The organism is Bradyrhizobium sp. Ce-3 (assembly GCF_022835695.1).
In the GTDB taxonomy this organism is placed as follows: domain Bacteria; phylum Pseudomonadota; class Alphaproteobacteria; order Rhizobiales; family Xanthobacteraceae; genus Bradyrhizobium.
This window is the reverse complement of sequence record NZ_BQUV01000002.1, coordinates 48,495-67,829: the sequence shown is the minus strand read 5'-3', so window position 1 is coordinate 67,829 and position 19,335 is coordinate 48,495. Positions and strand designations below refer to the sequence as shown.

The 19,335-nt window shown below is 65.8% G+C and carries 18 protein-coding genes; 7 read left to right on the top strand and 11 right to left on the bottom strand.

The window, feature by feature from the left end; translation table 11 throughout:
* Window positions 1-13: 13 nt before the first annotated feature.
* Window positions 14-571, bottom strand: coding sequence for a GbsR/MarR family transcriptional regulator (locus BRSPCE3_RS06620; RefSeq protein WP_244065025.1), 558 nt, complete (start codon window positions 569-571; stop codon window positions 14-16).
* A 235-nt stretch (window positions 572-806) separates the two neighbouring features.
* Between BRSPCE3_RS06620 and BRSPCE3_RS06615 the strand changes: the two genes are divergently transcribed.
* On the top strand, window positions 807-1,556 hold the full coding sequence (locus BRSPCE3_RS06615) for a class I SAM-dependent methyltransferase (protein WP_375709870.1): 750 nt from the start codon (window positions 807-809) through the stop codon (window positions 1,554-1,556).
* A gap of 8 nt (window positions 1,557-1,564) precedes the next feature.
* Here BRSPCE3_RS06615 and BRSPCE3_RS06610 read toward each other — a convergent pair whose 3' ends face one another.
* From BRSPCE3_RS06610 to BRSPCE3_RS36005, 5 genes are all read right to left on the bottom strand, one after another.
* Entirely contained in the window at window positions 1,565-1,864 is a 300-nt protein-coding gene (locus tag BRSPCE3_RS06610; RefSeq protein WP_244065024.1) for an acylphosphatase, read from the bottom strand.
* A complete protein-coding gene (locus BRSPCE3_RS06605) occupies window positions 1,861-2,727 on the bottom strand; it encodes an oxaloacetate decarboxylase (RefSeq protein ID WP_244065023.1) in 867 nt (288 codons plus the stop codon). Before BRSPCE3_RS06605 ends, BRSPCE3_RS06610 begins: the two co-directional genes overlap by 4 nt.
* A gap of 99 nt (window positions 2,728-2,826) precedes the next feature.
* The gene (locus BRSPCE3_RS06600; protein WP_244065022.1) at window positions 2,827-4,842 is read right to left on the bottom strand and encodes an acetyl/propionyl/methylcrotonyl-CoA carboxylase subunit alpha; all 2,016 of its coding nucleotides are present in this window, start codon (window positions 4,840-4,842) and stop codon (window positions 2,827-2,829) included.
* A 176-nt stretch (window positions 4,843-5,018) separates the two neighbouring features.
* Complete coding sequence (locus BRSPCE3_RS06595) at window positions 5,019-5,225, bottom strand: hypothetical protein (RefSeq protein WP_016840474.1); 207 nt, start codon at window positions 5,223-5,225, stop codon at window positions 5,019-5,021.
* 53 nt (window positions 5,226-5,278) lie between these two features.
* Entirely contained in the window at window positions 5,279-5,407 is a 129-nt protein-coding gene (locus BRSPCE3_RS36005; RefSeq protein ID WP_283843088.1) for a hypothetical protein, read from the bottom strand.
* 159 nt (window positions 5,408-5,566) lie between these two features.
* Between BRSPCE3_RS36005 and BRSPCE3_RS06590 the strand changes: the two genes are divergently transcribed.
* Both BRSPCE3_RS06590 and BRSPCE3_RS06585 read left to right on the top strand, forming a co-directional pair.
* Complete coding sequence (locus BRSPCE3_RS06590) at window positions 5,567-6,346, top strand: thermonuclease family protein (RefSeq protein ID WP_244065021.1); 780 nt, start codon at window positions 5,567-5,569, stop codon at window positions 6,344-6,346.
* A gap of 80 nt (window positions 6,347-6,426) precedes the next feature.
* Entirely contained in the window at window positions 6,427-8,895 is a 2,469-nt protein-coding gene (locus tag BRSPCE3_RS06585) for a PAS domain-containing protein (RefSeq protein ID WP_244065020.1), read from the top strand.
* A 20-nt stretch (window positions 8,896-8,915) separates the two neighbouring features.
* Here BRSPCE3_RS06585 and BRSPCE3_RS06580 read toward each other — a convergent pair whose 3' ends face one another.
* The 5 genes from BRSPCE3_RS06580 to BRSPCE3_RS06560 form a co-directional block, all read right to left on the bottom strand.
* The gene (locus BRSPCE3_RS06580) at window positions 8,916-9,212 is read right to left on the bottom strand and encodes a septal ring lytic transglycosylase RlpA family protein (RefSeq protein WP_244065019.1); all 297 of its coding nucleotides are present in this window, start codon (window positions 9,210-9,212) and stop codon (window positions 8,916-8,918) included.
* A 125-nt stretch (window positions 9,213-9,337) separates the two neighbouring features.
* Window positions 9,338-9,784 carry a PPC domain-containing DNA-binding protein gene (locus BRSPCE3_RS06575; RefSeq protein ID WP_244065018.1) on the bottom strand — a complete coding sequence of 149 codons (447 nt, stop codon included), beginning with the start codon at window positions 9,782-9,784 and terminating at the stop codon, window positions 9,338-9,340.
* A 79-nt stretch (window positions 9,785-9,863) separates the two neighbouring features.
* Window positions 9,864-12,575, bottom strand: coding sequence for an EAL domain-containing protein (locus tag BRSPCE3_RS06570; protein ID WP_244065017.1), 2,712 nt, complete (start codon window positions 12,573-12,575; stop codon window positions 9,864-9,866).
* Window positions 12,576-12,690: 115 nt separating this feature from the next.
* On the bottom strand, window positions 12,691-13,215 hold the full coding sequence (locus BRSPCE3_RS06565) for a hypothetical protein (protein WP_244065016.1): 525 nt from the start codon (window positions 13,213-13,215) through the stop codon (window positions 12,691-12,693).
* A 255-nt stretch (window positions 13,216-13,470) separates the two neighbouring features.
* Entirely contained in the window at window positions 13,471-13,962 is a 492-nt protein-coding gene (locus BRSPCE3_RS06560) for an ArsI/CadI family heavy metal resistance metalloenzyme (RefSeq protein ID WP_244065015.1), read from the bottom strand.
* A 97-nt stretch (window positions 13,963-14,059) separates the two neighbouring features.
* Between BRSPCE3_RS06560 and BRSPCE3_RS06555 the strand changes: the two genes are divergently transcribed.
* The 4 genes from BRSPCE3_RS06555 (at window position 14,060) to BRSPCE3_RS06540 (ending at window position 19,282) form a co-directional block, all read left to right on the top strand.
* Window positions 14,060-14,287, top strand: coding sequence for a hypothetical protein (locus tag BRSPCE3_RS06555; RefSeq protein WP_212023510.1), 228 nt, complete (start codon window positions 14,060-14,062; stop codon window positions 14,285-14,287).
* 74 nt (window positions 14,288-14,361) lie between these two features.
* Window positions 14,362-14,730 (top strand): hypothetical protein, encoded by a 369-nt coding sequence (locus tag BRSPCE3_RS06550; RefSeq protein ID WP_244065014.1) that lies wholly within the window; start codon window positions 14,362-14,364, stop codon window positions 14,728-14,730.
* 114 nt (window positions 14,731-14,844) lie between these two features.
* A complete protein-coding gene (locus BRSPCE3_RS06545; protein WP_244065013.1) occupies window positions 14,845-16,065 on the top strand; it encodes an efflux RND transporter periplasmic adaptor subunit in 1,221 nt (406 codons plus the stop codon).
* Entirely contained in the window at window positions 16,058-19,282 is a 3,225-nt protein-coding gene (locus BRSPCE3_RS06540) for an efflux RND transporter permease subunit (RefSeq protein WP_244065012.1), read from the top strand. The genes BRSPCE3_RS06545 and BRSPCE3_RS06540 overlap by 8 nt, the downstream gene beginning before the upstream one ends.
* Window positions 19,283-19,335 lie beyond the last annotated feature (53 nt).

The window sequence follows — 19,335 nt, the reverse complement described above, 5'->3', positions numbered from 1 at the left end:
TACGCCGCAGCCCCTATTTGGCCCTGCCCGTGGGCAGGAAACTCACGATCTTCTCGCCGAGCTTGACCAGCGCGACCAGACGCGGCCGCGGTACGTTCAGCATCTGCGTGTACCAGCGGTCGACCAGCTCGGTGAATGTCAGCATCTCCTTCAGCCGCTTGCTGGCGAGCGGGCTGATGGCGGGATCGTCGGCCGCGTCGGAGACGCAGGCGCGCAGGGCCGCCAGCGCGGGATCGATCTCGCGCTCCTTGCGGCCTGCCGCGATCTTGGCGGCGACCTCCCAGATATCCGTCTCGGCCTCGAAGTGGTCGCGGCGGTCGCCGAGGATCGGCACCCGGCGGATCAACCCCCAGGACAGCAGCTCCTTGATCGAATTGGAGACGTTGGAGCGCGCCATGCCGAGCGTGTCGGCGATGTCCTCCGCCGTCATCGGCGCTTCCGCGAGATAAAGCAGCCCGTGGATCTGGCTGACCGAGCGGTTGACGCCCCATTGGTCGCCCATGTCGCCCCAATGCAGGATGAAGCGCTCGACGGCGGCAGGGAGTTTCTTCTTGGCGGTTATTTCTGTCATGACAGAAATATCAGACTGTTCGGAGTGAAAGTCAAGGGCTGCGGCCGGCCGCGAAATTGGCGTTGGGGCACCATTCGGGCCGTTGGCCGGTGCGGATCGCCGGTCCATACTTCAGACGCGGCTTCAGCCCGCGACGGCCACGACGGCCATTCCGCTTTTCGAGGGAACGCATATGACGGCCCCCCTTTCCGACAAGGTATTCGCGGGCTCGGTCCCGCAGCTGTACGACCGCCTCATGGTGCCGATGATCTTCGCGCCCTATGCCAATGACCTCGCGCAGCGCATCAAAAGCCATCGGCCGCGTGACCTGCTGGAGATCGCGGCGGGCACCGGTGCGGTCACGACCGTTCTGGCGACGGAATTGCCCGATACGAAGATCACCGCGACCGACCTCAACGAGCCGATGCTGGCGCAGGCGAAAACCCACCTCGCGGGCAAGGCGAACATCAGCTGGCAGCAGGCCGACGCGCTGTCACTTCCATTTGGCGATGGGAGTTTCGATATCGTCGCCTGCCAGTTCGGCGCGATGTTCTTCCCCGACCGCGTCAAGGGTTACGCCGAGGCGCGGCGGGTGATCAGGCCCGACGGGCGTTTCTTCTTCAATGTCTGGGACAAGATCGAGGAGAACGATTTCGCCGACGTCATGCAGCAGACGATGCACCTGGTGTTTCCGGGCGACCCGCCGCAGTTCATGGCGCGGACGCCGCATGGCTATCACGATCCCGCGCGGATCCGCGCCGACCTGACCGCTGCCGGCTTTCGCGACATTGCCATCGAGCTGGTCACCAAACGAAGTCCCGCTGCCTCAGCACGGGACGCCGCCATCGCCTACTGCCAAGGCACGCCGACGCGCGGTGAGATCGAGGCGCAGGGTCAACCCAGCCTCGAGGCCGCAACAGAGCGCGTGGCAGAAGCGCTGGCACGCCGCTTTGGCAATGGCCCTATCGACGGGAAGATTCAGGCGCTGGTGATCTCGGCAGCGTAGGCCACGCGTCACACCGTCGGCAGGAACGCGAACCGCTCGCCTGCCCCGCGCAGGTTCAAAAGGTCGGCCGTGCCGGCATCGGCCTGCACGCGATCGACGCGCGCCGAGAATGGTCCGCGGCCGCACGCCTTGATCATGTCGGCGACAACATCGTCGGCACCGGCGAACACCGCCTCGACGCTGCCGTCGCGGCGGTTGCGGACCCAGCCTTCGAGGCCGCGCGCGTTGGCCTGCGCATCGACCCAGGCGCGATAGCCGACGCCCTGGACGCGGCCGCTGATCGTGACGTGGCGGATCACGCCGCTCATTTCTTCAGGCCGAGGAACTCGCCGCTGCGCGCTTTGGTCTCCGCCTCGCGCATCACGCGTCCGGTCAGTTCGGATGAGGCGATGCCCTTGAGGTGCTTCGGCGAGGTGCCGTCACGCAGCGCCTTCAACGTCTCGTAGACCGCCTGGGTGGCGGCCGCGAACGGCGCGTGGCCCTGCAGCGCGATCCTGACGCGCCGGCTTGCCAGATAATCCGGCGCCGTCATCTCCTCGGGCGCACCGCCGAGCACGATCGGCAGCGTCGTCGCGGCCGACAGCGCCTCGAGCTCGCCGCGCGACTTGATGCCGGTGAAGAACAATCCGTCGACACCGACCGCCTCATAGGCCCTGGCGCGCGCAATCGCATCGTCGAGATCCGTGATCGAGACGGCGCCGGTCCGGCCCAGGATGACGAGCGACGGATCGCTGCGGCCGTCGAGCGCGGCCCTCATCTTGCCGACGCCTTCCTCGCGCGAGATCAGCTGCGGCTTGGCCTGGCCGAACGCCTGCGGCAGCAGCGTATCCTCGATGGTGAGGCCGGCGGCACCGGCGGCTTCGACCTCCTGAACCGTGCGGCGAACGTTGAGCGCATTGCCGTAGCCATGATCCGCATCGACGAGCACGGGCAGCGTCGACGCCCGTGACATCCGGCGTATCTGCTCGGCGAACTCGGTCAGCGTGATCAGCGCAATGTCGGGATCGCCGAGCACGGCGAGCGAAGCCACCGAGCCGCCGAACATGCCAAGCTCGAAACCGAGGTCCTCCGCGATCCGGATCGAGGTCGCATCGTAGACCGAGCCCGGGCGGATGCAGGTTGATCCGTTGAGGATCGATCGCAGTGCTTCGCGGCGCTTGCGGAAGGCCATGGTGTAGTCTCCACCCGCGTCATTGCGAGGAGCGAAGCGACGAAGCAATCCACGGCTTGAGGAGATATGGATTGCTTCGCTTCGCTCGCAGTGACGAGTCTAAGCAAACTCCAGGATCAGCGCATCGACCGCGAGCGTGGCGCCGGCGGCAGCGTGGATCTTCTTCACGGTGCCGTCGCGCTCGGCGCGCAGCACGTTCTGCATCTTCATCGCTTCAACGACCGCGAGCGTCTCGCCGGCCTTGACCTCCTGCCCTTCGGTCACCGCGATCGAGACCACGAGACCCGGCATCGGGCATAGCAGTTTCTTGCCGGTGTCGGCGGCCGAGACCACCGGCATCAGCCGCGCCGAGGTCGCCTCGGTCTCGGTGAAGACATAGACCGGCACCTCGAAACCCTGATGCGCGAGGCGGAAGCCGTTGTTGATGGCCCGCACCTGCACCGCGACGAAATTGCCGTCGATGGTGCCCTGCCAGACCGGCTCGCCCGGCGCCCAGCTCGACACCAGATTGTGCGGATTGCCGGGCAGCCCATCGGCGCCGATGAAGCGCACCGCAATGGCGTCATCCTCGCGGGCGACATCGAGCGCGATCTCGGCGCGATCGAGCCACACCGCGCGGCGGCGTTCGCGCTGCACCACGCGACCGCCCATCTGGCCGGAGATCTGCCGCTTGCGCTCGCCCAGCACGTGATCGATCGCAGCGCCCACGGCCGCGAGGCGGCGCGCGATCTCGCCTTCCGGTGCGCGCGCGGAAAATCCCTTGGGGAATTCCTCCGCGATGAAACCGGTCGAGAGCCGGCCTTCGCGCCAGCGCGGATGGTTCATCAACGCCGACAGGAACGGGATGTTGTGCCTGATGCCGTCGACATAGAAGGCGTCGAGCGCGGTTGCCTGCGCCTCGATCGCGGCGGCGCGCGACGGGGCGTGGGTGACGAGCTTGGCGATCATCGGATCGTAATGGATCGAGATCTCGCCGCCCTCCTGCACACCGGTGTCGTTGCGGATCGTGATGCCGTCATGGCTGGCCTCGGCCGGCGGACGGTATTTCACCAGGCGGCCGATCGACGGCAGGAAGTTGCGGAACGGATCCTCGGCGTAGACGCGGGATTCCACCGCCCAGCCTGTCAGCGTCACGTCCTTCTGCGCCAGCGCCAGCTTCTCGCCGGCGGCGACGCGGATCATCTGCTCGACGAGGTCGATGCCGGTGATCAGCTCGGTGACGGGATGCTCGACCTGCAGGCGGGTGTTCATCTCCAGGAAGTAGAAGCTCTTGTCCTGGCCGGCGACGAACTCCACGGTGCCGGCCGAATCGTAGTTGACGGCCTTGGCCAGCGCGACTGCCTGCTCGCCCATCTTGCGGCGGGTCTGCTCGTCGAGCAACGGCGACGGCGCCTCCTCGATGACCTTCTGGTTACGGCGCTGGATCGAGCACTCGCGCTCGCCGAGATAGATCACGTTGCCATGCTTGTCGCCGAGGATCTGGATCTCGATGTGCCTGGGATCCACGATGAACTTCTCGATGAACACGCGGTCGTCGCCGAACGACGATTTCGCCTCGGCCTTGGCGAGGTTGAAGCCTTCGGCGACCTCTCCCTTCGAATGCGCGATGCGCATGCCCTTGCCGCCGCCGCCGGCGGAGGCCTTGATCATCACGGGATAACCGATCTCGTCGGCGATCTGGACGGCATGCTTGTCGTCCTCGATGACGCCGAGATGGCCCGGCACGGTCGAGACCTTCGCCTTCGCAGCGGCCTTCTTGGATTCGATCTTGTCGCCCATCGCAGCGATGGCGCCGGGGTTCGGGCCGATGAACACGATGCCGGCGGCTTCCAGCGCGCGCGGAAATGCCTCGCGCTCGGACAGGAAGCCGTAGCCCGGATGCACCGCCTGCGCGCCGGTCTTGCGGCAGGCCTCGACGATCTTGTCGATCAGAAGATAGCTCTCGGCTGCCGCGGGCGGGCCGATCAGCACGGCTTCGTCGGCCATCTCGACATGCAGCGCGTCGCGGTCGGCCTCGGAGTAGACGGCAACCGTCTCAATCCCCATACGGCGCGCAGTCTTGATGACCCGGCAGGCGATCTCGCCGCGGTTGGCGATCAGAATTCGTTTGAACATGCTCTTCTTGCTTGGGCTTTTTGGCAGGATTCCTCCCCGCGCAATCTGGCACGGGCGATTGGGCGTAACCACTCCGTTGGTACAGCAAATTGCCCCAGAGGCAACGGTCTAATGCAGACCCAGCCCCGTGCTCGGCCAGTGCCTGGCCAGTCCTTGGCGGTAGCCTGAGGGGTATCTCAGCCCGAATAGGTCTTGAAGCGGCCGCGGGAATGCGCCTTCGCCACCGCTTTCATCAACTCGCTGACCTCATTCTCGAGGAATTCATTGGCAACGATCAGCGCCCGGATGGTGGCGCGCAGATTGCCGCCGCAGGCGGAAATGGCCTGGTCGACAGCCGCTTCCAGCCCGTCATCGTCGTCAGATTCGGGCCGTGCAGACATCATGCGGTATCCGGGATTCAGGTGGCGCATCATGTTCCTATTTTGTTCTCATCAAGTCAATCGGATCTTTGATCGGACGCGCGCTCCTGGGCGGCCTTCCTCTTCCGCCGCCAGCGCGCGAGGCTTTGCAGGGTCCAGATGTCGGTAATGACATCGGCAATGAGGTTGATGATGAACTCGGCCATGTCAGCATCCTTATCGACGGCAATGTCCGGCCGTTCTACGTCGCGGAATGCCGATCGCGATGTGACGGCGCGCACGCCCCCTCGCGTGAACAGCCTTGGTTGGATCGTACCTGGCTGTGCTAGAAGACCGGCTGCCCGCCAAATATCCGAAGTGAAAAAATGCGGTTTCGAAATCCGGTCGCCACGACGCTTCTCCTGACCTGCCTGTCTGCAATCCCTGGCCAGCCCGCGACCGCCGGTCCTGCGGCATCAGCGGTCATCAAGGACGCCGGCACGGTTCAGCTCGGCAACACGACCTACCGGCTCGACGGCATCGACGCGCCGGCGGTCGATCAGCTCTGTATCGACGAACATGCCGACGTCTGGGCCTGCGGGATCGAAGCGCGCGACCAGCTGACCAAGCTGATCGGCGGCAAGCCAATTCACTGCGACGATATCGGCGTCGATCCGAGCTTCAAGAAGCGCCGCCTCGGCGTCTGCAAGATCGAGGGCGATCCGACCAGCCTCAGCCAGGTGCTGATCCAGAAGGGTTACGCCCTCAATGTCGAGGGGTCGGCCACTGGCCGATTCAAGCCGGACGAAGCCACCGCCAAGGATGGCCGCGCCGGGCTCTGGAAGGGCTGCTTCGTCGCCCCGCGCGATTTCCGCAACGCCAAGAAGGATGGCGCCCTGCTCGGCAACGCCTGCCCGGCCGATCGTGACACGCAGATCCGCAATGCGCTCTTCCCCGACGAGCTGCCGATGCCGGCAAGCTGCAACATCAAGGGCAAGTACGCCGTGCGCGCGCGCGTCACCGGCAATGTCGGCATCTACCACCTGCAGGCGTGCCGCAGTTACCCGGGCCTCGGCAATCCGGATCGCTGGTTCTGCTCGGAGGAGGATGCGCAGGCGGCCGGGTTCCGCCGGGCCTATAATTGCCGTCCGCCCAAAACCAAGTGAAGGTCAAGCGATCGCGATAAATCAAGCTGGAAAAGCCCGCGGTTCCTGTGTGAAACTGCGCTCAGAGGTTGCCGGCGCGTATGACCCCACCCGATCCCTCTGATGTGCTTCCCGAAGCTGCGGCGGCCGAACGGCTGCGGCAGCACCTTGAGGAGATCGCGCGCGAACGCGACCGCGCCCATCGCGAGCTGCAGGAGCGCGAGGCCGAGCTGGCGCGGATCCAGCGCATCGCGCGGGTCGGCGGGCTCGAGATCGATTTCCGCGACGGCGTGCACAACCGCCGCTCTCCCGAATACCTGCTGGTGCACGGCCTGCCGCCCGAAGAGGTCAACGAGACCTACGAGAACTGGGTCGCGCGCATCCATCCCGACGACCGCGAACGCACCATCAACCACCTGTTCGGCGTGCTCAAGGCCGGCGGCGAGGATTACACCGCCGAATACCGCATCATCCGCCCGAATGACGGCGAGAGCCGCTGGATCCGCGTCGTCGCCAAGATCGAGCGCGATCGCGGCGGCCGCGCGCTGCGGCTGGTCGGCGCCGATCTCGACGTCACCGATCAGATGCTGGCGCAGGAGACGTTGCGGGAAAGCGAGGAGCGCTTCCGCCTGATCGCCGACAGCGCGCCGGTGCCGATCTGGGTGACCAAGCTCGATCGCACCCGCTCCTTCGCCAACCAGGCCTATCTGGATTTCCTCGGCCTGCCGTTCGAGGAAGCGGTGGTGTTCGACTGGCGCAAGGCGCTGCATCCGGATGATCTGCCGAACATCCTGCAGGAGCAGATCACCGGCGAGCTCTCGCTCAAGCCGTTCGTGCTCGAGGCGCGCTATCGCAACGCCGCCGGCGACTGGCGCTGGCTACGCTCGGAATCGCAGCCGCGCTGGGACCCGAACGGCAAGCATATCGGCTTCATCGGCGTCGCCCATGACATCACCGCCGCCAAGGAAGCCGAGATCGAGCTGCGCAAGCTCAACGAGTCGCTGGAGCGGCGCATCCTGGAGCGCACCGCGCAGCTCGAATCCCGCGAAGCCCAGACGCGCGCGATCCTGGAAACCAGCCATCAATATCAGATGCTGCTCAACCGCGCCGGCGATCTGCTCTACACCAACCAGACCGCGCTGGCCGGCATCCGCGCCGAGGCCGCCGACGTCGTCGGCAAGCCGTTCTGGGACACGCCGTGGTTCGCCGCGACCAACGGCATGCCGCGCGTGATCCAGAATGCCTTCGCGACCGCGACGCGCGGCGAGGAGGTCAAGATCGAGCTGCAATTGCAGCTGCCGATCGGCGAGCGCTATTTCGATTTCGCGATGCGGCCGCTGCAGGACCAGCACGGCACCATCGTCGGCGCGGTGCCGGAGGCCGTCGATATCACCGAGCGGCGGCGCGGCGAAGAAGCCCTGCGGCAATCGCAGAAGATGGAGGCGGTCGGCCAGCTCACCGGCGGCGTCGCGCACGACTTCAACAATCTGCTCACCATCATCCGCTCCGCGACCGACTTCCTGCGCCGCCGCGAGCTGCCGGACGAACGCCGCCGCCGCTATATCGACGCGATCTCCGAGACCGTGGAGCGGGCCTCGAAACTCACCGCGCAGCTCCTGGCGTTTGCGCGCCGGCAGCCGCTCAATCCGGAAGTGTTCAATGTCGGGACCCAGGTCGACAGCGTGACGCAGCTGATCCGCCCGCTGGTCGGCGCCCGGATTCACATCGAGGTCAGGATCGAGGATCCCGACTGTTTCGCGATCGCCGATATCGGGCAGTTCGAGACCGCGCTGATCAACCTTGCGGTCAACGCCCGCGACGCGATGAACGGCGAAGGCCAGCTGACCATCGGCGTCAGGAAGGTCAGGCACATCCCTGCCCTGCGCGCCCAGGCCTCGCGCAGCGGCGATTTCGTGACGGTGTCGCTCCAGGATACCGGCACCGGCATCTCGCCGGAAAATCTCGACGCGATCTTCGAGCCGTTCTTCACCACCAAGGAGGTCGGCAAGGGAACGGGTCTCGGCCTGAGCCAGGCCTTCGGCTTCGTCAAGCAGTCCGACGGCGACATCGAGGTCACCTCGATGCCGGGACACGGCGCGACCTTCACCATCTACCTGCCGCAGGCGATGCGCCCCGTGGACACCAAGGTCGCGGCCAGTGCCGGCACCGAGCAGACCTCGATCGGCCGCGGCTATCGCGTCCTCGTGGTGGAGGACAACGACGATGTCGGCCAGTTCTCCACCGAACTGCTCGAGGATCTCGGCTATTCGGTCAAGCGCGCGGCCAACGCCAACGCCGCGCTGTCGATCCTCTCCGAGAACGAGTTCGCCGCCGACCTCGTGTTCTCCGACGTGATCATGCCCGGCATGAACGGCGTCGAGCTCGCCGGCGTGATCCGCGATCGCTTTCCCGGCCTGCCGGTGGTGCTGACCAGCGGCTACAGCAACGTGCTCGCCGAGAACGCGCATAGCGGCTTCGAGCTGATCCAGAAGCCCTATTCGGTCGAAGCGCTGTCGCGCACGCTCCGCAAGGCGATCGCCGAGCAGCGGGCGACCGCTTCGAAGCCCTGACCGCGCGTCCGCCAGCGCCTCTACTCGATCACGACGTGTGCGACACCGAGCTGCAGGATGCCGAGCGCACGCGCCGCCGTGGTCGAGACATCGATGATCCGCCCGCGAATGAACGGGCCGCGGTCGTTGACCCGGCACTGGATCGACCTGCCGCGATAGGACACGGTGACCATGCTGCCGAATGGCCGTTTGCGATGCGCGCAGGTCATCTCGCCGCGCTTGCCGATGCCATGATAATAGGACGCAAGGCCACTCTCTGCGTTCGCCATGCATGAGGTAAACAGCAGCATGGCCGCGGACGTTAGTGCGGTCTTCATTGATTGCCTGCCGGTCGAGCCCCGTCATGGAACGCGGTTCCACGACTTCGGTTCCGCACCGTCAGGGCGGCCAGGTCGATTTTTAGGAACTTACTACGGGAGGGGTAAGTAAGGCGGCCGAATTACTACCCGGCGGCCGGATCGATCAGGGCGATGCCGAGCTCCGGCCGCTTCCGGCGCCGCAGGCTGGCCGGCGCTTCCGTGATCACGACCTCCAGCGTCGGGCGCACGATCCCGGCAAGCAGATGCCCGCCACGCGTCGAGCCATCAGACAGTCCGAGCACGATATGCGTATGCAGGCTCGCCTTGCCGTCGTCGCCGGTTGCGATATCGCCGACCGCGCACAGCACCTCGCATTGCTCGTCGATCTCGATCTTGCGGTAGCTCTTGGATTCGAAATCGAACCAGCCGACCGTCGCCCGCTCGAACGCGCCGATCGCGGTGAGCGATGCCGCCGTCAGCTTCGCATCATTGGCGAATCTCGTCAGCGCGGCGAACGCCTCCTCGCCGCTGTCGAGCACGACGACATGAACTTGCGCGTTCGGTGCATCGGATACGAGCTTGCTCTTCATTTGCGCCGCCTCGCCTTTCAGGAGCCTTCACTCCCAATCGGAGACGGCGCGGATTGTTCCTGACCGGCGCGACAGCCGTTCAGGCGGCGTCTTCAACGTCATCAGCCGCGAGCAGTGTCCGGAGATCCTGCGCCGGAACCGGCCTGCTGAACAAATAACCCTGCATCTGCGTGCAGCCGAGCATCTGCACGGTATCGCGCTGCTGATCGGTCTCGACGCCCTCGGCGGTCGTGATCATGTTGCGGTCGGCGGCGATCGAGACGACCGCGCGGATGATCGAGGCCGAGCCGCTGTTGCGGGTGACTTCCTTGACGAAGCTGCGGTCGATCTTGATCTTGTCGAACGGAAAGCGCTGCAGATATTGCAGCGACGAGTAGCCGGTGCCGAAATCGTCGAGCGCGATGTGGACACCGAGCGCGCGGAGCTGGCCGAGCGTGACCAAAGCCGCGTCGTCATCGGCGATCAGCACCGCCTCGGTGATCTCGAGTTCGAGCCGGCGCGGGTCGAGCCCGCTCTCGGCGAGCGCACCCGCAACCTTCAGCGCCAGCGTCTCCGACTTGAACTGGATCGGCGAGACGTTGACCGCGAGGCGCACATGCGCCGGCCAGGAGGCGGCCTCGATGCAGGCGGTGCGCAGCACCCACTGCCCGATCTCCTCGATCAATCCGGTCTCCTCGGCGACCGGGATGAAGTCCGCCGGCGAGATCATGCCGCGCACCGGATGGCGCCAGCGCAGCAGCGCTTCGCAGCCGGTCACCTCGTCGCTGCGCAGATCGACCAGCGGCTGGTAGTGCAGCTCGAAGCCGCCGCCGGCCAACGCGGTTCGCAGATCGGCCTCCAGCGCGCGGCGCAGATTGGCCTCTTTCTCCATCGCCGGATCGAAGAACCGATAGGTCCTGCGGCCGGCCGCCTTGGCGGCGTACATGGCGAGGTCGGCGCATTTGAGCAGGCCGAACAGATCGGAGCCGTGACGCGGCGCGATCGCAATGCCGATGCTGGCATCGCTCGACAGCCAATGGCCAAGGCAATCGAACGGCGTGCGCAGCGACTGATAGACGCGCGCGACCAGGTCGCTGACATCGTCATCCGACATGATGTCGTGCTGGACGATCGCGAACTCGTCGCCGCCGAGCCGTGCGATGAAATCGTTCGACCCGACCGACTGGCGCAGCTTCTCGGCGACGCGCCGGAGGAATTCGTCACCGATCAGATGGCCCAGCGTGTCGTTGATCCGCTTGAACTCATCGATATCGATGTAATGGATCGCGAACTCGCGCACCGCCGCTTCGCGCAACAACGCTTCCGCGTGGCGCTGGAACAGCGTCCGGTTCGGCAGACCGGTCAGCGCGTCGTAGTGCGCCAGATACTCGATCTGCGCCTGCGCACGCCGCCCGTCGGTGACGTCCTCCAGCGTGGTGGCCCAGCCACCGTCGGGCGCGCGCTTGTAGATCAGGCGGATGCTGCGGCCGTCCGGCGTCATGATGACCGAGTCCCGGATCTCGTCACCCTTGGGATTGGTGAACCGCGTGCAGTATTCGTCGACATCGCCGACGAACGAGCCGATCGCCTGGCGGTGCAGGATCAGATCGCGCAGATAGCAGCCGGGCTTGGCGACATCGGGCGACAGGCCGAACATGTCGATGTATCGCTGGTTGCAGATCACGAGCCGCGCCGAGGCGTCGAACAGCAGCAGCCCCTGCGTCATGGTGTTGATGGCGGTGTCGAGATGCTGGCTCTTCTCGGACAGCCGGCGCTGCGCCGCATCGTGCTGCCGCTGCAGCTGGCGGACGATCAGGAAGACTGCGAAGCTGATGATCAGCACCGCCAGCACGGCCGCGCAGAATTGCAGCTTGGTCTGGGCGCGCCAGTCCTCCAGCGCGCTCGAGGTCTTCGTGGTGGCGAGGATCAGGATTGGAAAATGCGACAGCGATCTGACCGCACCGACGTTCTCCTCGCCTGAAGCGCCAAGGAACCGCCCCGACATGTTGCCGCCAAAGCTGATGACCTTCTGGAACACCGGCAGGTCGATGATGTTGCGGCCGATCACGTCGACATCCTGCGGATAGCGCGCAATGATGGTGCCGTCGCGGTGGATCATCGAAATCACCGTGTCGCCGCTCAGCGCCAGCGAGGCGACGAAATCCTCAAAATGGCTCGGCTCGACGCCGCGGCTCGCAAAGCCGATGATCTCGCCATTGCGCCCGGTGATCTTGCGCGCGAAGATCGTGGTCCAGTTGCCGGTCACCTTGCTCATCGCCGGCTCGACGATGACGGGCGACGTCGGCCGTCCCGAGGTGAACTCCTGGAAATAGCGCCGGTCGGAGATGCTGACGTCGGGCACCGGCCACATCTCGGACGAGTTGATCAGCCATCCCTTGGCACTGAACAGATTGAGCCCGCCGACATGCGGCAGCGCCGCCAGCCGCGTGCGCAGCATCTCGTGCGCGCTCAGCAGCGACATGTTCTTCTCGAACTGATCGGCGGTCTCGACTTGCTCCGACCGCAGATAGTTCACGATGTCGTCGTGGACATGCTGGAGGTCGGTGAGCTGCTGGTCGAAATGCCGTGACAGCAGCAGCGCGGTGTTATTGAGCTCGCGTTCGGACATCTCCAGCGCGCGCTCGCGAAACTGCAGCGCGAGATAGCCGGTGCCGAGCGTGATCGCGAGCACCAGCAGCGCGGCACTCAGGACGAGCCACTGAACGGCACCCATCCTGATGGCGCGCAACACACCTTTGATCGACAGCCGCCGGTGTTCCGGCATCACGCTGTTCGTTGAAACAACCGACATTTTCCTGCCCCTGCGCGTGCCCTTGTACGGGAGCACAACCCAAGGGGTCGTTAGGAAAATCAGTTATCGGACGGTTAAGGTGAATGCGCACCTGCACGCGATCGGCGGCAAATGCTCAGGACGCGACCGCCGCAGGCGACGCTGTCGTCGTCTCCCTCAGGCTGCACTCGATCAGCGCGCCTTCGATGGTGAATTTCGAGAATGGCGAGAACGGCGTCACCGCCTTGAGCGCGGCGAAGAACTGGGAGTCACCCGGGCTCTTCAAGAGAAACCGGATGTGGTTCGCCGACAACGCATCGCGCGACAGCCAGACGACACCGGAGAACAGCGCCACGAGCATCTGCGCATAGTCGCCGGTATTCGCGAGGCCCAGATCGTAGATCGGAGACACATTGATGAAGCGCGCGCTGAGGGCCGGCGCCGAATAGCGGCTCATCAGCAGGCGCCTGACCTGGCAGACCGCATGGACCCGTTCCCCGTCGATCAGGTGATAGAGTCCCTGGGGGTCTTCTTTGGCGGTCAGAGCTTCAAAGGCAGCGATGCCGCCGAAGGTGGCAAAATCCTCTCCGACGCCTTCAGCGTCCTTCTTCCATTGTGCCTTGATGAGACGCCAGGACCGCTCAGGGTCCTTGATTGGCAAAAGCCGCATGGTTAAGGGGCTGTTAGCACGGAGGGGAATAGTCGCCGGGATAATATGTCGCAGGCATTAAGCCTTTGCTTACAGCGGTAGCCGGTTGCGCCGACGGGGCGCCTCCACTCGTGATGCGTAGCCCGGATGAAGCGAAGCGCAATCCGGGAAATATTTCAGCGGTTGGTGCGCTCCCGGATTTCGCTGCGCTTCATCCGGGCTACAAGTGCTTCGCCCCCTTGGCATGCGAGCGCGCAGGCGCGGCGCTCACGACTTGCAGCAAGCCGAAGCCTCGGGCGCTGCCGCCTGGCCCTGCGGGGCGCAACACGCGCCTTGCTTGCCGTCCTTCTCATGCGCGACGCGTGCGGTCCGCTCGCCGCTGCCGTCGCCATAGACGATGCTCTCGCCGGTGGTGTGGAAGGTCTCCCAGGCGATCCCCGCGGGATCGTCGATCCATGACTTCTCCGACTTGGCATAGCAGCACACGGTCTGGCCCTGCTCGATGACCTCGCCGCCCGCCATGCGCAGCCGTCCATAGACCTCGCCGAGTTCTTCGGCGCTCTCCACCTGGATGCCGAGATGATCGAGGCCCGGCTCGCGGCCGCGCGTCGAGATCGCGAAGTTGACGCTGGGGTCGTCGAGCATCCATTTGGCATAGTCGGATTTGACGACCGAAGGCTCGGCGCCAAACAGCGCCGAGTAGAAGCCGACCGATTGCGGGATGTCCTTGACGGCGACGTGAACATGCATGCGCTTCATGGAGGCGGTCCTTTCGGGCGACGGCGACGCTGGATGGATATTCCATCCCAGGCATGCTCAGATATCAACACCGTTGAAACCGGAGTTCTGCTGCGGAATGGATGCGCTGACGCTGTTCGGCCTGTTTGCCGTCACCATGATGCTGGTCTGCTACGCAGCCGAAGATCGCAGCCCGTGGTTCATCCTGGCCTTCGCGGTGTCCTGCGCTCTCGGCTCGGCCTACGGTTTCCTGCAGGGCGCGTGGCCGTTCGGCCTCGTCGAAGCGATCTGGGCCGTCGTCGCCGCGCGCCGGTGGTTGCTGCGCCGAACCGCCGACAGCGTGTAATGTTATAGCATCCACGGCCAATGTGTCGCGGCGACAAACTTGAATGCACGCGGCCACGGCGCTAAGTAGGCGCCATGGACGTTTCGCGCAGCATGATTCAGTCTTCCTCTCGCGCAACGGGATCGCGCCGCTGGCGCAGCCTGCTTGCGGGACTGATCTCGCTTGCGCTCGTGCTGTCGTTCTTCCACGGCTGGGCCTTCGACGGCGATGACGATGCAGCTGCCGGCTTCGCGATCGCACAGTCGATCAACGACACCGGCGGCAAGGCTCCCGCCCATCCGGCTTCGCCGCATGGCGATCATTGCCTGACGCACGTCGCCTCGGTCGCTGCGCAGGAAACCGCGTTCCCCATCGCCTATGCGCCGCATCGCTATGGGGACGGCAGCATCGAGCTGCCGGCATCGGCCGAGCGCCTCTCTCCCTTCAAACCACCCCGCGCCTGATCCGGTCGGCATGACCGGCCGTGCGCGACTGCCATTGGGCAGCGCGCACGCTTCCGCACAGATCGATGTCGCGACAGCGCACGGCCGAATGGCCGGCGCTGCGGAGAGGCGCATATGAAACGGGTTGTTCTATTTTTCGCCGGCGTCGCCGCCGGCATTGCACTGGTCTTTCTGGCCGCCGGAGGCATCGGCTGGCCGCTCAAATTCCCGGCGTCGCAGGAGATTGCGACCGCTGATCCAGAGAAATCCGGGGCCAAGCATGAAGCGCCTGGACATATCGAGCTGAGCGATGACCAGATTCGCGAATCCGGCATCACGCTCGCGCAAACCAGCGGCGGCATGCTGAAGCGGCATTTCCTGGCGCCGGGATCGCTGATCCCCGACGCCGACCATATCGGCCGCGTCTCGGTCCGTGTGCTCGCAACCGTCACGGAACTGCGCAAGCGTCTCGGCGACGTGGTCGAGAAGGGCGAGATCGTCGCCGCGATCGAGAGCCGCGAGGTTGCCGACGCCAAGAGCGAATACCTCGCCGCGCGGCTGACCAACGATCTGCAGCAGACCCTGTACGCCCGGCAGAAGACGCTGGTCGAGACCCGCATCGTGTCGGAGAACGAGTTCCTGCGCACCCGGCTGAGCGCGAACGACGCCCAGATCAAGCTCGACGGCGCGCGGCAGAAGCTGTTTGCGCTCGGACTGTCGGATAGCGAGATCGCCGATCTGCCCAACCAGCCGCCGGAAAGCCTGCGGACCCAGTTCCTGCGTGCGCCGATCAGCGGCCGGGTGTCCGAGCGGCGCGTCGATCTCGGCGGATTGATCGGGCGCGAAGGCCAGGAAAGCGAGCTCTACGTCATCGTCAATCTCGACGACATCTGGGTCGATCTGGCGGTTTCGCCGGAGGACATCAACGCGGTCCGCGAAGGCGTTTCGGTGAAGATCCGCGCCATCGGCACCGAGGATGAAGCCAATGCCGGCGTGATCTTCGTCAGCCCCCTGCTCGACCGCGAGACCCGCAACGCCCGCGTGATCGCGACCCTGCCCAACAAGGATCACCGCTGGAAGCCGGGCACCTTCGTGACCGCCGAGGTCCCACTGTCAGGCGCGGCGTCGACCGTGATCGTCTCGAAGCAGGCGATCCAAACCATCAAGGGAACACCGACCGTGTTCGTGCGCGATGCCGACGGCTTCGAGGCGAGGTCGGTACGGACCGGCCGCGAGGACGACGACGATATCGAGATCGTCAGCGGCCTTGCCGCCGGCGAGACCATCGCGGTGCAGAACACCTTCACGCTGAAGGCCGAGGTCGAGAAGGACGAGGCGGAGCACGGCCATGATTGAGCGCATCATCGGTCTGGCGATCCAGCGGCGCTGGCTGGTCGTCACCCTGGCGGCGATCCTGATGTTCTTCGGCGGCCTCGCCTTGACCAAGCTGCCGATCGACGCGGTGCCTGACATCACCAACAAGCAGGTCCAGATCAACACCGTGGCCCCGGCGCTGTCGCCGGCGGAAATTGAGAAGCAGATCACCTTCCCGATCGAAACGGCGCTGGCCGGCGCGCCGGGGCTGGAAAGCACACGCTCGCTCTCCCGCAACGGGTTCTCGCAGATCACGGCGGTGTTCAGCGAAGCCACCGATATCTATTTCGCCCGCCAGCAGGTCGGCGAGCGCCTCACCGAAGTGCGCGCGCGCCTGCCGCAAGGCATCGAGCCGCGGATCGGGCCGACCTCGACGGGCCTCGGCGAAATCTACATGTGGACCGTGCATTACTCCGGCCAGACGGTGCAGACCGACGGTGCGCCGGGCCTGCAGAGCGACGGCCGCTTCCTGACGGCGGACGGCCAGGTGCTGCAGAGCGAGGTCGAGAAGGACGCCTATCTGCGCACGGTGCAGGACTGGATCATCAAGCCGCAGATCAAGATGGTGCCGGGCGTCGCCGGCGTCGATTCGATCGGCGGCTACCTCAAGCAGTACCAGGTCCATCCCGATGCGGCGAAGCTGATCGCGCTCGGGCTGACGTTCGCCGACGTCGCCAAGGCGATCGAGACCAACAATGTCAGCCGCGGCGCACGCTATATCGAACGCAATGGCGAAGGCTTCGTGGTCCGCTCCGGCGGCCGGCTCGAGAACATCGAGGAACTCGGCGCCGTCGTCGTCACCACGCGCGGCGGCGTCCCGGTCCGGATCCGCGACCTCGCAACGCTCTCGATCGGCGGCGAGACGCGCACCGGCAGCGCCAGCGAGAACGGCCGCGAGGTCGTGGTCGGCACCGCCCTGATGCTGATCGGCGCCAACAGCCGTACGGTGTCGGCCGCGGTCGACGCCAAGCTGCGCGCGATCACGCCGTCGTTGCCGGCGGGCGTCAAGGTCGAGACCGTGCTCGATCGCACCCAGCTGGTCGATGCGACGGTCGGCACCGTCGCGCGCAACCTCTCAGAAGGCGCGCTGCTCGTGATCGCGGTGCTCTTTGTGCTTCTCGGTAACTTCCGGGCGGCGCTGATCACGGCGCTGGTGATCCCGATCGCGATGCTGATGACCGCCATCGGCATGTGGCAAGGGCGCATCAGCGCCAATCTGATGAGCCTCGGCGCGCTGGATTTCGGCCTGATCGTCGACGGCGCCGTCATCATCACCGAGAACAGCCTGCGTCACCTTGCCGAGAAGCAGCACGCGCTCGGCCGCGTGCTGACGCGCGACGAGCGGCTGGCGACCGTGCGGGCCTCCGCCGTCGAAATGGTGCAGCCGAGCCTGTACGGCCAGGCCATCATCCTGCTGGTCTATGTGCCATTGCTCACCTTCACCGGCGTCGAGGGCAAGATGTTCGAGCCGATGGCGCTGACCGTGATCCTCGCGCTCGCGGCCGCGTTCGTGCTGTCGCTGACGCTGGTGCCGGCACTGATCGCGATCGGCATCACCGGCCGCGTGCAGGAGAAGGAGAACTGGCTCGTCGCCGCACTGAAGCGCGGGTACAGCCCGCTGCTCCGGCGCGCGGTGGCAACGCCCCTGCCCATCATCGCCGTGGCGGTGGTGCTGTTCGCCACCGCCCTGTTCGGGTTCTTCCGCCTCGGCCAGGAGTTCATCCCCTCGCTCGACGAGAAGAACATCGCCATGCACGCGCTGCGGATTCCGAGCACGGGGCTGTCGCAGTCGCAGGCGATGCAGCTCTCGGTCGAAAAGGCCGTCAGCCGCTTCCCGCAGGTGTCATTCGTCTTCTCCAAGACCGGCACCGCGGAGGTGGCAAGCGACCCGATGCCGCCGAACGCGTCCGACACCTTCATCATCCTGAAGCCGCGCGCGCAGTGGCCCGATCCATCGCTGACCAAGGAGCAGCTGATCGAGGAGATCTCGAAGGCGGTCGGCCGCCTGCCCGGCAACGTCTATGAGTTCACCCAGCCGATCCAGATGCGCTTCAACGAATTGCTCGCCGGCGTTCGCGGCGACATCGCGGTCAAGGTGTTCGGCGACGAGTTCGAGCCGATGCAGAAGGCCGCCAACCAGGTTGCATCCGCGCTGCGCGGCGTGCGGGGCGCGACCGATGTCAAGGTCGAGCAGGCCAGCGGCCTGCCCGTGCTCGAGATCAAGGTCGACAAGGCGGCGATTGCGCGGCGTGGGCTCAGTGTCTCGGCAGTCCAGGATGTGATCGGTGCCGCGGTCGGCGGCCAGGATGCCGGCGTCGTGTACGAGGGCGATCGCAGCTTCGACATCGTGGTGCGGTTGCCGGAGAGCGTGCGCTCCGATCTCGAGGCGTTGAGCAATCTGCCGGTCGCCTTGCCGAAGGCGACGCCGAGTTCGCCGGTACAGAGCCTGCCGCTCAACCGCGTCGCGCAATTCTCCTTCACCGAGGGGCCGAACCAGATCAGCCGCGAGAACGGCAAGCGCCGCATCGTGGTGACGGCCAATGTCCGCGGCCGCGATCTCGGCTCGGTGGTCGAGGAAGCCCAGGCAAGGGTGGCGCAATCGGTGCAGCTGCCGCCCGGCTGCTGGATGACCTGGGGCGGGCAGTCGGAGAATCTCGCGGCGGCGCGCCAGCGCCTCGCCGTCGTGGTGCCGGCCTGCTTCGCCATGATCTTCCTGCTGCTGCTGGCGGCGATGGGGTCAGTGCGCGATGCGCTCCTGGTGTTCAGCGCGGTACCGCTGGCGCTGACAGGCGGCATCGCCGCGCTGTTGCTGCGCGGCATGCCGTTCTCGATCTCGGCGGCAGTCGGCTTCATCGCGCTGTCGGGCGTTGCGGTGCTGAACGGGCTCGTGATGCTGAGCTTCATCAGGCAATTGCGCGATCAGGGCGTGCCGATGCGGGAGGCCATCGAGCAAGGCGCCCTCACCCGCTTCCGGCCCGTGGTGATGACCGCGCTGGTCGCCTCGCTCGGCTTTGTGCCGATGGCATTCGCCACCGGCACCGGCGCCGAGGTGCAGAAGCCGCTCGCCACCGTCGTGATCGGCGGCCTGATCAGCGCGACCCTGCTGACGCTTGCCGTGCTGCCCGCGCTCTATGCACGGTACGGGCATGCCGGCAGCGCCGCGCAGAATGAGAGAACCGCGACCCAGCCTGCGGAATGACGGCATGTTGACCGGCATTCCGCAGCCGAAATCGAGCTGTTTTGGCGTGGAGA